Below are 12,674 nucleotides of genomic sequence, written 5' to 3'. Positions count from 1 at the left end.
GAAATCCTCTTACTTTCTTTCATTTTTATCTTTTCGAAGGTACCATATGGATCGCTTCTCCTTTAAGTCCTAAAATAGCTTCTGCAAAAGATTCTGATAATGTTGGATGAGCATGAATAATATTTGAAATATCATCTGCTTTCATTTTTTTACCAACAGCCAAAGCACCTTCATGAATCAAATCAGACGCATGAGGTCCCATAATATGTACACCAAGGATTTCATCTTTTTCATTGGATATTACTTTTACCATTCCCTCTGGTTCCCCTAATGTAAGTGCCTTTCCATTGGCTCCAAATAAAAATTTACTTGTATGATATGAAATTCCCTTATTCTTTGCCTCTTGTTCTGTCATTCCTACACTTGCAATTTCTGGGAAAGTAAATACACAATCTGGAATCACTTCTTGATTGATTGTACTTTGTATTCCCATTATTTTTTCAGAAACAATAATTCCCTCATGTGAAGCTACATGCGCAAGCATTTTTTTCCCAATACTATCCCCTATGGCATAAATATGATCTATATTTGTTTTAAAATTTTCATCTATTTTGATTCCTTTTTGATCAAATTCAATCCCTATTTCTTCAAGGTTGATCCCCTCTACTTGCGGAGCTCTTCCACTTGCTAATAAAACACAATCTGCTTCTACTTTTAATTCACCTTTTTTCCCTTGTGCATAAACAACAAAATTATTGTTCTCTTTTTGGATTTTATTTGCTGCTGTACCAGTATATATTTGAATCCCTTTCTTTTTAAGAGAAACTGTCAATCTTTTGCTTAAATCTAATTCTACTTTATCTAAAATATGATTATATAATTCTATAACAGTAACTTTTGATCCTAATGCATTAAAAATAGTAGCAAATTCTATGCCTATAACCCCTCCACCGATAATGATAAGTCTCTGTGGTATATCTTTAAAATTTAAAATTTCTTTGCTGGTAAGAATTCCTTCTAAATCTGCTCCTGGGATTGGAGGAACTAAGACTTTAGAACCTGTAGCAATAATAATATTTTTACCTTTTATATCTATTTGACTTTCATCCTTTAAAGTCACAGAAACAGTATTTTGATCTTTGAATATCCCCTTTCCATAAATTACTTCCACTTTATTCGCTTCCATAAGCTTAGATATACCTTCTACAAGCTGTTTAATAATATTTTCTTTTCTTTCTTGTATCTTTGGAATATCTATACTGTAATCATTTACATAGATCCCATACTGATCTATATTTTTTAATGTATTTAATATTTGTGCATTTCTATATAAAGCTTTAGTAGGTATACATCCTAAATTTAAACAGGTTCCACCTAAATTTTCTTTTTCAATTAATGTTACCTTTGCTCCTAATTGTGCTGCCCTTATAGCTGCATAATATCCGCCTGGTCCTCCTCCTAAAATAACAATATCTCTATCCATTTTTTCACCTCTCATTCAAAGCTTTTTGAGTCTTTATTTTTCCCACTTCAATATTAAATTTCTTGCAGCTCTTGCTTCATCAATTCTCCTAACAGGTGTATGATGTGGAGCATTTTTTAAAAACTCTGGATTTTCTTTTGCTTCCTTTGCTACTTTTATCATAGCTTGAATAAATTCATCCAATGTCTCAATACTTTCTGTTTCAGTAGGCTCAATCATCAAAGCTTCTTTTATAATAAGTGGAAAATATATAGTTGGTGGATGATATCCATAATCAATTAATCTTTTAGCTACATCTAGAGTTGATACTTCTAAATCCTCTCCCTTTATACCACCTAAAACAAATTCATGCTTACATATTTGATCTATTGGTAAGAAATAGTATTCTTTTAGTTTATTCATCATATAATTTGCATTTAAAACTGCTGTTTCACTAACTTCTTTGATTCCTTCCCCTCCCATTGATAAAATATATGCATAAGCTTTGATCATGACACCATAATTCCCATAAAATCCTTTAACCTTTCCAATAGATAGTGGACGATCATACTCTAATATATATTGATCATTTTTCTTCTCAACAACGGGTACGGGTAAAAAAGGAATAAGATGTTCTTTGACTCCTACTGGACCACTTCCTGGTCCACCCCCCCCATGAGGTGTAGAAAAAGTCTTATGTAGATTATAATGCATCACATCAAATCCCATATCTCCAGGTCTTGTTTTTCCCATAATAGCATTCATATTGGCTCCGTCGTAATATAAAAGACCACCTGCTTCATGGACAAGATCTGCAATTGTTTTCATATTTTTCTCAAAAAGACCAAGTGTATTTGGATTGGTTAGCATAAGTCCTGCAATCTCATCATTCAAAACAGATTTTAAAGCATCTACATCTACGCCTCCATTTTGATTGGATTGAATTTCAACGATTTCAAATCCAGAAACTGTAGCACTTGCTGGATTTGTACCATGAGCTGCATCTGGTACTATAATTTTGCTTCTTTTAAAATCTTTTCGACTTTCATGATAAGCTTTGATTATCATAAGACCAGTAAGCTCTCCATGAGCTCCAGCAGCAGGCTGTAGAGTCGTTTTATCCATACCAGATATTTCAGATAACATACGATCTAAATGATACATAAGCTCTAAAGAACCCTGTACTGTTTCCTCTGGTTGATAAGGATGTATATGACAAAGCCCCTCAATAGATGATACATCCTCATTGATCTTTGGGTTGTACTTCATTGTACAAGATCCTAAAGGATAAAAACCTGTATCTACTCCATAATTTAGTTGTGACAGATTTGTATAATGACGAATAATATCTACTTCACTAACTTCTGGTAAATTTACTTCTTCATCATTTAAAAACTCTTTAGGAATATATTCTATTAATTCTTTATCACATAAAGCACAGCTTGGTAGAGAATATGCAAATCTTCCCTCTTTAGATAATTCAAAAATAAGTGGATCATATGGTTTCACTTTATCACCTCCAATACTTTTGAAAGCTTATGAATTTCTTCCTCTGTTCTCTTTTCTGTCACAGCAAACAATAGTCCATTTTTAAGTTCTGTATAATCCTTGCCTATTTCATATCCACCCAATATTCCATTTTTAAGAAGCTCTTTATTTACTACTTTGCCATCTATATGACTTGTTACTGCAAATTCTTTAAAAAATGGTTTGTGAAATAAAGGTTTAAACTTGTTTCCCTCTGTTATCTTATCTAGTGCATAATGAGATTTTTGTACACATCTTGTAGCTACTTCTCTCAGTCCCTTTTTCCCCATAGTAGTTAGATAAACAGCTGCCATCAACGCATTTAGTCCTTGGTTTGAGCATATATTTGAAGTTGCCTTATGTCTTCTAATATGTTGTTCTCTAGCTTGTAATGTAAGTACAAAAGCTCTCTTTCCATCTTGATCCACAGATTGCCCCACAATTCTTCCTGGCATTTTTCTAACCCATTTAGATTTTGTTGCTAAAAATCCTAAATAAGGTCCTCCATAATTAAGATTATTTCCTAATGCTTGCCCTTCTCCTACAGCAATATCTGCTCCTAATTGTTCTGGAGTTTTTAATATTCCAAGAGAAATTGGATCTACATAAGTAATCAACATTCCCTTATTTTCATGAATAATTTTTTCTACTTCTGTTAAATCCTCTATGATTCCAAAAAAATTAGGATTTTGAATAATAACACCTGAAGTATTTTTATCTACTATCGATTTTAATTTTTCAATATCTGTTACCCCATCGTTCATATCTACTTCTATCACTTCAATTTTTCTAAATCTCATATAAGTATGTAACACCTTTCTTACCTCTGGATGAACTGTTTTAGATACTATGATAGATTTTCTTTTTGTGCTTTCACAAGCCATGATTGAAGCTTCTGCACAAGCCGTTGGTCCATCATACATAGAAGCATTGGATACATCCATCCCTGTAAGATTGCAAATCATAGTCTGATATTCAAATATGACTCTTAAAGTTCCTTGACTAATCTCTGCTTGATAAGGCGTATATGCTGTCAAAAATTCTGATTTCGTAGCAATATGCTTTATAATTGCTGGAATATAGTGATCATAAGCTCCTGCTCCTAAGAAAGAAATCAATTCATTGGTGCTTTTATTTTTATTAGCCAATTCATTCATATGTTTTACAAGCTCTATTTCTGATAAAGATTTTCCTATATTAAGCTCTCTATTCAATCGAAGCTCCTTTGGTATATCTTCAAATAAATCATCTATAGACTTAGCCCCTATAGAATTTAGCATATACCTTTTATCATCCTCTGTATTGGGTATATATCTATGCATACTTTCCCTCCTTACTTTATCTATTGATCCGATTAATGATTTTCTTCTTTACAAAATTCCTCGTATCCTTTAGAATCCATTAACTGATTGATTTCAGATTGATCAGACAATTCTACTATTAATATCCAACTTTCGTAAGGTTTTTCATTCAATAGTTGGGGTTGATCTTCTAACTCTTCATTAATTTCTATAACTTTTCCAGAAATAGGCAAGTATACATCAGAAGCTGCTTTCACAGATTCTACAACTCCAAAAACATCTCCAATCCTAAATTCATCATCTATCTCTGGCATCTCTACATAAACAATTTCACCTAATGCATTCTGTGCATAATCAGTAATACCAATATAAGCTTTTTCTCCTTCTACCTTCACCCATTCATGCTCTTTTGAATAATACAATCCTTCTATAATTTTCATTTTATATTCCTCCTTATTTTTTATAATTTTTTTGATAAAATTTCTTATTAACAACCTTCGCTTTTAATATTTTATTTCTTATCTTTATTTCTATAGGCGTATCTAGCTTTGAATATTCTATGTCCACCATTGCCATTCCAATATTTTTCTTTACTGTAGGAGCTGCATAACCAGTAGTTACAAAACCAATTGTTTTACCCTCAGCCATTACCTCATATCCATTTCTTGGAATTCCTTTATCTATCATTTCAAACCCCACAATTTTTCTTTTGAGTCCTTCAGATTTTTGCTTTTTTAATCCTTCTTTTCCAATAAAATTTGGTTTATCCAGTTTCACAAAAAAGCCTAATCCCGCTTCTAATGGAGTAATATCTTTTGAAAGTTCGTTTCCATAAAGGGGTAGTGCTACCTCAAATCTTAAAGTATCGCGCGCTCCAAGTCCCGCTGGCTTTAATCCATATTCTTTTCCTGCTTCCATTAATTTTTCCCATAACATCTTTACGTCCTCATTAGATAAATAAATTTCAAAGCCATCTTCTCCTGTATATCCAGTTCTTGATATTAAGCAATTTGCAGATACAACAGATACATTTCTTTTACAATAGAAAAATTTGATTTCTGAAAGGTCTGTATCCGTTAACTTTTGTAATATTTTTTGTGCATTAGGTCCTTGGATGGCGATTTCAGATACATCTTCTGATATATTTTCAATTTTCACATCATAATCTGTACTATTTTCTTTCATCCACTGAAAATCTTTTTGTATATTACTTGCATTCACCACGAGATAAAAATGATTTTTATCAAACTTATACACTAAAAAGTCATCTACAATACCCCCATGAGGATAACACATAAAAGTATATACAACCTGATGATCCTTAAGTACCGAAATATCATTAGTAATCAAATTTTGCACAAAATCAGAAGCTTCCTTTCCTGTGATTTCTATCTCTCCCATATGAGATACATCAAAAATTCCTGCAAAATTTCTAACTGCTTCATGCTCTACTTTGATCCCTTCATATTGCACTGGAAGTGCCCATCCTGCAAAATCAATAATTTTACCTCCATATTTTCTATGGCACTCAAATAAAGGTGTTTCTTTTAATTGATCCATTAGTCCTCCCCCTTTAATTTTTGTTTTAAATAAAAAATTCGCATATTTCTCTTAGAATTGCTCATGTATATAACTTCTTAAAGAGCAAAAAAATAGAGGAATATAATGGCATACTAAATAAACATGCCATTATATTCCTCTGTTTCATAGCCTGAGAGCTTTAAATAACTTATTCTTCTCCTTCGGCGTCCATCTATAGGACTCTTCAGAGTTCCATCAAATAGCGATCCTTTTGCCTGAAAGTTTCTATAAAAACATGGCTGTTTTTACATTGCTTCTTCGGCTATCTTAGTAAAGATATCTCTCGCTATTCTCATCTAGTCTTATATTTTATTTGTATATCTTCCATAATTTATTACAATATTATCATAATATAATTTTCTAAAAATTTCAATAGTATATATTTTTCGATCAAATAAGTTTTTTCCTCTATTTTTTTAGTGACTAAAAACCTTTCTGATGGTAAAATATAAATAATTATAAGCACCTTGTATTGAAAGGATGATTCATATGGAAAAAATGCTACAACAAATACTAAATGAACTTAAATCAATTAAAACTGATGTGAACGATCTTAAAGTAGGTCAAGAACGTATCGAAAAAAAATTAGATGTTGTTCATGATCAAACTGCAAATCTTACTGAATTTCGTACAGAAATAAATATAAAACTTGATAATATTGATAATAAAATTAATGCTGTAGAAGCAGTAACAAAAGAAAATCTTTATGATATTGCTAAATTAAAACTTATTAAATAACTGGACTTTGTTCAGTTTATTTTTTTAAAAGCTACTGTATAAAAGTAGCTTTTATTTAAAATTACAAAATTAATATACTAGATGGGTACATTTTCTCTTTATATTCAATTCCTCTCCTATAAAGTAACAAATAGATTCATATTGAATACTATAGAATATACGGATTTTACGGCTTAGGGAGGAATCTGTCTATGGAAAAAATTGTGGAGGTTAAAAATGTATCTATGCATTATCATACATTAGAACGTGAAACTCATGCTCTTAGAAACTTATCTTTTTGTGTATATAAAGGTGAAATGGTAGCCATTGTAGGACCTAGTGGTTGTGGAAAATCAACTATACTTTCTATCATATCAGGACTTTTAAAACCTTCTTCTGGAGAAGTAAGAGTAAATGCAAAAACAGTAAATGGTTCCAATAAAGAAATAGGATATATGTTTCAAAAAGATCATTTATTTGAATGGAGAAATATTTTGAATAATGTACTCATTGGTCTTGAAATTCAAAATAAATTGAATGAAAAAACAAAAGCTAGAACTCAAAAGCTATTAGATGTGTATGGATTAGGAGATTTTAAAGATCACTACCCAAGCCAGCTATCAGGAGGAATGAGACAAAGAGTAGCACTCATTAGAACATTAGCAATCGAACCTGAACTATTACTTTTAGATGAACCTTTTTCTGCTCTCGACTATCAAACTCGACTTGCCGTATCAGATGATATAGGAAAAATTCTAAAAAAAGAAAAGAAAACTGCCATTATGGTAACGCATGACATAGCAGAAGCTATGTCTCCCAAAAGACAGACAAATTTGTGGCATAAAAAAAAATCCAAGGACATATGATGGTAGGTTATAATTGGGTTTTTCTATTGGGATAGTTCAATAAATACTTATTTTCACCGAAAGGTACAACCGCTAGTGGCGTTTGATATAGCATCATTGAAACAGCTACAGAAAATAGGCTCAAGCCATTCAAATATCTAACCTATATTTTTGAAAAATTTCCAAACATCGATACCAAAAACACCGTTGAGTTAGACGCTTTGTTACTATGGTCATATTTAATATCTAATAAAATCAGATTAAAAACAAAAGACTAAAAAACAACACCACTCTAGCAAGTTGCCACTATGCTATTGTGGTGTTATTAGTTTAATTGTTTTTATGATAAATTTCTATGTATAATGGGATTGACGCTTACGTTCCTTGGCACTCTGTTTTTATTATCATGCATTCTCTGCATCATATGATTGGCTTCCTATAGTTGCAATATATTGCATTTCTTTTTTACAAACAGGACATTCTCTGTTAATAGGAAACTTCATATATGTTGGTGCTCCCAATAGTCTACAAATATATTTCTCACCAAGTGCATCAAGAATACTATAGTATAAGTCACTATCAATAGGGATATCTTCAGCATCCATTTCCACTAGCTTAACCTTAACTTCTGGTAAAGGTACGAGAATTTTGTTTTCTTCATCTTATATCCATTTTGTAGTATCTCTTGTGCTTAAAATTTTAACTTCTTTATTTTTAGCATCAATTTTAAATATTTGTTGTTCCCAAGCTGTTGAACAATTTAAACACGATATTAATGGTAATTCATTTAAATCATCTATTTTTATATCTTTTAATTTAGGATCATTTAAATCAAAGGTAAATATTGGATGATATAATTCATGACAATTCTCACATTTAGGAATTTTCCACGTTCTATCGCCGAATCTATGCTTATAGATTAATTCTCCTTGAACTACCTTAAATCCTTTTAATCCTTTCCAATGCACACCATACCATATAAATAGCTTGCAGATTTGTTAGGATCTCCTGTATAAGGTCCTAAAATAGCCATTGTTTATCACCTCTTACTTACTGTATTGTGGAAGTGTTTTAGTATAATCTATCATTTGAAGCATTCCTTCATTATACTTCCTTCCAAATTGTTTTCTTATATCTACAATACCTTTTGTTAATCTTTGTCTTGCTGTTAACCCTGCATCATTAATCATTGAAACTCTTCCTCCTTTTAGAATTTTAGCTGATCACTTTAATGACTTGCTAGCCTTCTTTGTCTCCCATGATGCTCATAAACGAGTCTTTATCATCAAGTCTAACAAAATAATCACTGAAATTTTGATTTAGAATTGAAAGATTGTCAATTTTCACTTTGGGTCTCTTTATATATGACTGTATTTTAAACAAATTTATCACCAACCTTAATCTCTTCTAAAACTGCCCTACCCTACCATTCTTGAATCCTACTACATAATCAACACAGTTGGCAGTACCAGTAATTTGATACATGCCAGTAGTACCTTTGTTAATCAATGTATCACGATTTTGTTTCATAACTTCATGAACAGCATCAGATACATCATCAATACTCATATTCTTGTTCAAGAAGCTTTGAGCCTTCTTAACAGAACCATCCCAGAAGTTTGGATGATGTCTTTCAAGTATATGTTTCATTCCACTTTTATCAAGCAAGAATGTGTCACTACCAAACATCATTTTCTTACCCTTAAAGTTTGACAACGCATTAACTACAGCACAGAGGGTCCTCTAAGTTATAATCTTATACATAAAATTTTTATTATAATGTCTAATTATCTCTATTATACATTTTTCTCATCGTTTTAAAAAAACAAGCAATAATAATCAGAACATCAAAACTCCTTAAGAATTTTCAAAAAACTTCTTAAGGAGTTTTAATTAAGAATTACTTTTTATACCAAACTTCTTTAATGTCTTTAAGCTCTGACCATAAAGGTTTTAACCCTTTCTTGTACATATATTGTTCAAATTCTTCAAAATGATTGTTTAGTATATTTTCTTCTGATTCCCATACAGCTTCGCATTCATCACATATAAAAATCTCTTCATTTGTGTTTTTGATTCTAGCTTTATAAACAAAACCGTATGCACCATTTAGACAAACAGAACAGTAAATCTTTCCATCACTGCATTTAAATTTTTCTCCATTTGATTGCATTTAGTTTTCTCCTTTCAAAATTATTTAATAGGGTAAGCCGAAATAATATCTGGATCTATGTCAATATTTTGGACAACAAAAAGTTAGTTTTTAACATGCAATTTTAGCCTCATCTTCTACTTGTTGAGGGGTTTTATATTTTAATGATCCATAAATACGCTTTCTATTGTACCAGCCTTCAATGTATTCAAATATGGCTAATTTAGCGGTATGAAAATCTATATATTTCACATGATGAATTTCTTCTTTTTTCAATACTGAGTGGAATGATTCAATAGGAGCATTGTCATAAGGGCAGCCTTTACGACTAAATGAATGCTGTATCCCCTTAGATTTAAGGTAACTCCCAAATTCCATGCTTGTGTAATCGACTAAAGAAAAGGGATTGCTCCCTTTCCCTCGTCTAAGAACCGTACGTGAGAGTTTCCAACTCATACGGCTCAAGCATTTCTTCACCTTTTCAGGCAGCAACAGTCATGTGAAGTTTTATCTTTCTTTGATAAAAGTACTTTTTATTTAAGAAAGGATTTTTTGAGATTTGTAACTTTGGGTATCTGACAATGTTTATTCTCCTAAGGTTTATGAGAGTATAGTCATTTGTTGTGAATACCCATGGTTTGCTATCCTTTTCATGCCAGTATTTGTTCAATCTCCACCATTTGTTCTTGTTTGGGTGGCGATGCTTAGCCCACTGATGTAGTAAGTGATAGAGTGTGTTGTTGATGTATGAAAATACTTGACTTGCTACAACGTGTTTGTGGTAGTTAGTCCAACCCCTAATCACTTGATTTAACCTTCGTATCAAATCTGATTGCGTACTTGCTTTTCCTTCTTTGAGTATGATAGTAGAACATTTTTTAATCAAGCTTTTGATGGAACTTTTAGAAGGTTTGACAATCAGCTTTCCTTTGAATTTGCGGAATGTCCACCCAAGAAAATCGAATCCTTCATCAATATGCGTGATTAAAGTCTTTTCTTCAGATAACATTAATCCACGAGATTTTAGAAAACTGCTGACAATATCTTTGAGTTCTTCTGCTATTTCTTTTGAATTGGCTGTGATAATAAAGTCATCAGCATATCGGACTATAAATGATAACATAAGAATACATAATTCATACAAAACAATATATAATTATCTCTGAAATTAATGGAGGTAATTATGATAATAAAAAATGATATAAATACAAATATAGAAATTAATACATTAGACGATCTTCATAAACTGAAACCTTTCATGGAGGTAGGGAACTTGAAAGTGAATAAAAGCCAAATAGCAAGAGAATTAGGCGTTGATGCTCGTACTGTTACTAAATATATAAATGGCTATACTAAGCCCACTACAAGAAATAGTTCATCCAAAATCGATAGATTTTATCCTATAATAAAAGAATTACTTAGTGATGAATCAATACAAGTATTTTATTATAAACGAGTATTATGGCAGTTTTTAAAGGATAATTATAGCTTAGATTGTGCTCAATCATCTTTTCGTAGGTATATTTCTAAACACGAAGAATTTAATAATTATTTTAAGAAAAGACGAAAAAATTATACATCTAGTATTGCACCTATGCGATATGAAACGTCCAAAGGACAACAGGCTCAAATAGATTGGAAGGAGAACATGGAGTTTGTATTAAGTGATGGTGAGGTAATTAAAATAAATATATTTGTGATTATACTTTCTTACTCAAGATTTAGAATTTACAGATTATCCCTTAGTAAATCACAAGATATTCTATTGTCATTCTTAAATGAAGCATTTGAAATCTTTGGAGGCGTTCCACATGAATTATTAACGGATAATATGAAGACGGTTATGGATGAACCAAGAACTAATTATTCAAAAGGAAGGGTAAATATTAAATTTCAGCAGTTTGCAAATGATTATAACTTTAAGGTTTGTCCATGTATTGCTGGAAGACCTAACACAAAGGCAAAGGTAGAAGCGCCAATGAAGCTATTAGATGAGATCCGTGCATATAATGGAACTTTAAATTATGATCAGTTACATCAACTTGTAACAAAGCTTAACAATAGAATAAATAGTACATGTCATACTGCAACAGGTAAAATACCTATTTTGCATTTAGAAAAAGAAAAAGACTCCTTATTTGAACTTCCCAGGGAACAAATAAGAAACCTTTATACGATCAAAACATTATCTGTAACAGTTAATCCTCAAAGTATGATTTATTATAAATCAAACCAATACTCTGTACCCCCAGAGTATATTGGAAAGAAGTTAAAGCTACAAATATATGATGATCAAATACACATTTATTATAACACAAACTTAGTTACTATTCATACGGTGAAAAATCAGAAACTAAATTATCATTCTGAACATTATGTAGCAATTAGTTCTTTGACTTTAAATAATTCACTTGAGGAAATAAAGACAATTGCAAAAAATAACTTAAAGATGATAGGAGAGATCTACCAAAATGAATAGTTCATACACACAATTAGTAAAAAATCTAGAATACTTGAAATTAAAGCAAATGACTACCCACCTAGACCATGTAATAGATTTCATAAACAAGAATAATCTTTCTTTTGTAGAAGGACTTACTAAACTGACAACCCATGAAATTGACTTCAAAGAAGCAAATATGATTCGTTCAATGGTAAAGGTAGGGGCTTTCCCTCATACAAAGGAAATAAAGGATTTTGACTTTGATTTTCAACCAAGTATTAATAAGCAACAAATTTTAGATTTTGCAACTCTACGGTTCTTAGAATCGAAAGAAAATATTGTATTTCTAGGCTCTAGTGGGGTTGGTAAAACACACTTAGCTACGTCAATAGGAATCGCAGCAGCTAAAAAAAGATATAGTACATATTTTATAAAATACCATGATCTTCTTCAGCAATTAAAAAAAGCTAGGCTAGAAAATAGGCTAGATGCAAGACTAAAACATTTTTCTAAATATAAGCTATTAATTATTGATGAATTAGGATATCTGCCAATAGATAAAGATGATTCAAAACTATTTTTTTGTATTTGTCAATTGAAAATTGGTTCTTTCTCACTTTTGGTGAAACAAAAATTATACTAAATAAAATATGTTTAAGGAAAAATATTCATAAAAAAGGAAGTGTAGATATGCTAGACCTTAAAC

General features: G+C 31.1%; 16 protein-coding genes, 1 pseudogene and 2 riboswitches. Of the genes and pseudogenes, 5 read left to right on the top strand and 12 right to left on the bottom strand.

Annotation, left to right across the window (positions count from 1 at the left end):
- Window positions 1-25: 25 nt before the first annotated feature.
- Genes lpdA through gcvT form a run of 5 tightly spaced genes read right to left on the bottom strand, consistent with a single transcriptional unit; the run spans window position 26 to window position 5,790 of the window.
- On the bottom strand, window positions 26-1,423 hold the full coding sequence (gene lpdA / locus BN2409_RS07755; RefSeq protein WP_053956055.1) for a dihydrolipoyl dehydrogenase: 1,398 nt from the start codon (window positions 1,421-1,423) through the stop codon (window positions 26-28).
- 33 nt (window positions 1,424-1,456) lie between these two features.
- Complete coding sequence (gene gcvPB, locus BN2409_RS07750) at window positions 1,457-2,911, bottom strand: aminomethyl-transferring glycine dehydrogenase subunit GcvPB (RefSeq protein ID WP_053956054.1); 1,455 nt, start codon at window positions 2,909-2,911, stop codon at window positions 1,457-1,459.
- Window positions 2,908-4,251, bottom strand: coding sequence for an aminomethyl-transferring glycine dehydrogenase subunit GcvPA (gcvPA, locus tag BN2409_RS07745; protein WP_053956053.1), 1,344 nt, complete (start codon window positions 4,249-4,251; stop codon window positions 2,908-2,910). The genes gcvPB and gcvPA overlap by 4 nt, the downstream gene beginning before the upstream one ends.
- Before the next feature lie 32 nt (window positions 4,252-4,283).
- A complete protein-coding gene (gene gcvH / locus BN2409_RS07740; RefSeq protein ID WP_053956052.1) occupies window positions 4,284-4,670 on the bottom strand; it encodes a glycine cleavage system protein GcvH in 387 nt (128 codons plus the stop codon).
- A 13-nt stretch (window positions 4,671-4,683) separates the two neighbouring features.
- Window positions 4,684-5,790: a glycine cleavage system aminomethyltransferase GcvT gene (gene gcvT / locus BN2409_RS07735; protein ID WP_053956051.1), complete on the bottom strand. Its 1,107-nt coding sequence runs from the start codon at window positions 5,788-5,790 to the stop codon at window positions 4,684-4,686.
- 137 nt (window positions 5,791-5,927) lie between these two features.
- Window positions 5,928-6,001, bottom strand: a riboswitch (glycine riboswitch).
- 3 nt (window positions 6,002-6,004) lie between these two features.
- Window positions 6,005-6,107: riboswitch (glycine riboswitch) on the bottom strand.
- 193 nt (window positions 6,108-6,300) lie between these two features.
- Between gcvT and BN2409_RS07730 the strand changes: the two genes are divergently transcribed.
- The 3 genes from BN2409_RS07730 to BN2409_RS17830 all read left to right on the top strand — a co-directional run bounded on the left by BN2409_RS07730 (window position 6,301) and on the right by BN2409_RS17830 (window position 7,651).
- On the top strand, window positions 6,301-6,549 hold the full coding sequence (locus BN2409_RS07730) for a hypothetical protein (RefSeq protein WP_053956050.1): 249 nt from the start codon (window positions 6,301-6,303) through the stop codon (window positions 6,547-6,549).
- Between the two features lie 191 nt (window positions 6,550-6,740).
- Window positions 6,741-7,394 (top strand): ABC transporter ATP-binding protein, encoded by a 654-nt coding sequence (locus tag BN2409_RS07725; protein ID WP_053956049.1) that lies wholly within the window; start codon window positions 6,741-6,743, stop codon window positions 7,392-7,394.
- 92 nt (window positions 7,395-7,486) lie between these two features.
- The gene (locus BN2409_RS17830; protein ID WP_110943045.1) at window positions 7,487-7,651 is read left to right on the top strand and encodes a transposase domain-containing protein; all 165 of its coding nucleotides are present in this window, start codon (window positions 7,487-7,489) and stop codon (window positions 7,649-7,651) included.
- Between the two features lie 126 nt (window positions 7,652-7,777).
- Here the strand turns inward: BN2409_RS17830 and BN2409_RS07720 are convergent, their stop codons facing one another.
- The 7 genes and pseudogenes from BN2409_RS07720 to BN2409_RS07695 form a co-directional block, all read right to left on the bottom strand.
- Entirely contained in the window at window positions 7,778-7,984 is a 207-nt protein-coding gene (locus BN2409_RS07720; protein ID WP_053956048.1) for a hypothetical protein, read from the bottom strand.
- A gap of 51 nt (window positions 7,985-8,035) precedes the next feature.
- Window positions 8,036-8,341: a hypothetical protein gene (locus tag BN2409_RS07715; protein WP_053956047.1), complete on the bottom strand. Its 306-nt coding sequence runs from the start codon at window positions 8,339-8,341 to the stop codon at window positions 8,036-8,038.
- A 78-nt stretch (window positions 8,342-8,419) separates the two neighbouring features.
- The gene (locus BN2409_RS17175; RefSeq protein WP_199872952.1) at window positions 8,420-8,563 is read right to left on the bottom strand and encodes a hypothetical protein; all 144 of its coding nucleotides are present in this window, start codon (window positions 8,561-8,563) and stop codon (window positions 8,420-8,422) included.
- A gap of 217 nt (window positions 8,564-8,780) precedes the next feature.
- Window positions 8,781-8,954: a hypothetical protein gene (locus BN2409_RS17170; protein ID WP_199872951.1), complete on the bottom strand. Its 174-nt coding sequence runs from the start codon at window positions 8,952-8,954 to the stop codon at window positions 8,781-8,783.
- A gap of 319 nt (window positions 8,955-9,273) precedes the next feature.
- Window positions 9,274-9,546: a hypothetical protein gene (locus BN2409_RS07705; protein ID WP_199872950.1), complete on the bottom strand. Its 273-nt coding sequence runs from the start codon at window positions 9,544-9,546 to the stop codon at window positions 9,274-9,276.
- 90 nt (window positions 9,547-9,636) lie between these two features.
- Window positions 9,637-9,912 (bottom strand): annotated as a pseudogene (locus BN2409_RS07700) (IS3 family transposase); the annotation flags it as partial.
- A 94-nt stretch (window positions 9,913-10,006) separates the two neighbouring features.
- The gene (locus tag BN2409_RS07695) at window positions 10,007-10,648 is read right to left on the bottom strand and encodes a group II intron maturase-specific domain-containing protein (protein ID WP_110943011.1); all 642 of its coding nucleotides are present in this window, start codon (window positions 10,646-10,648) and stop codon (window positions 10,007-10,009) included.
- 60 nt (window positions 10,649-10,708) lie between these two features.
- Between BN2409_RS07695 and istA the strand changes: the two genes are divergently transcribed.
- A complete protein-coding gene (istA, locus tag BN2409_RS07690) occupies window positions 10,709-12,004 on the top strand; it encodes an IS21 family transposase (protein WP_053956045.1) in 1,296 nt (431 codons plus the stop codon).
- Entirely contained in the window at window positions 11,997-12,611 is a 615-nt protein-coding gene (locus BN2409_RS07685; RefSeq protein WP_278320196.1) for an ATP-binding protein, read from the top strand. The genes istA and BN2409_RS07685 overlap by 8 nt, the downstream gene beginning before the upstream one ends.
- The last annotated feature ends 63 nt before the right edge of the window (window positions 12,612-12,674 follow it).

It is taken from the genome of Inediibacterium massiliense (genome assembly GCF_001282725.1).
Lineage (GTDB): Bacteria > Bacillota > Clostridia > Peptostreptococcales > Thermotaleaceae > Anaerophilus > Anaerophilus massiliensis.
Note: the sequence above shows the minus strand (reverse complement) of the source record. Positions and strands in the feature narration are given on the sequence as shown.